1 protein-coding gene is annotated in these 551 nt (G+C 44.5%); it reads right to left on the bottom strand.

Annotation, left to right across the window (positions count from 1 at the left end; genetic code table 11):
* Positions 1-103 precede the first annotated feature (103 nt).
* The coding region (locus R7044_RS27335; protein WP_318141756.1) for a 3-oxoacyl-[acyl-carrier-protein] synthase III C-terminal domain-containing protein at positions 104-551 on the bottom strand (448 nt) is incomplete at its 5' end.

Here is a 551-nt window from a genome sequence, read left to right as displayed (position 1 = left end):
TGGAAATACGATAGCAAACTTGCTCATGTTGTTTTCCTTTAAGCAATGTAAAAAGAAATAAGATGCACGTGAGTGCACCTTAAATTTTGAATTCTCGCGAAACTTAGAATTTCACCAGAGCAGAGCCCCATGTGAAACCGCCACCGAATGCTTCAAGTAGCAACGTTTGTCCACGCTTAATACGGCCATCACGAACCGCTTCATCAAGCGCTGTCGGAACTGTCGCTGCCGACGTGTTACCGTGTCTGTCTAATGTGACAACAACTTGGTCTAGTGACATTGACAGTTTTTTCGCCGTCGCTGAAATAATACGGTAGTTCGCTTGGTGCGGCACTAGCCAGTCTAGCTCAGACTTGTGCATATCGTTTGCTTCAAGCGTATCTTTAACGAGTTTAGACAGTTGAGTTACCGCAACTTTGAATACTTCGTTCCCAGCCATATGAAGCCATTTATCAACATCTTTACCACGCTCTGGTACAGGTAGACTTAATAAATCACCAAATTGGCCATCCGCGTAGATATGCGTAGAGATAATGCCAGGCTCTTGGCTT

It is taken from the genome of Vibrio sp. 1402 (genome assembly GCF_033340275.1).
The sequence above is the reverse complement of the archived record's forward strand: the minus strand, read 5'-3'. Positions and strand labels throughout refer to the sequence as shown.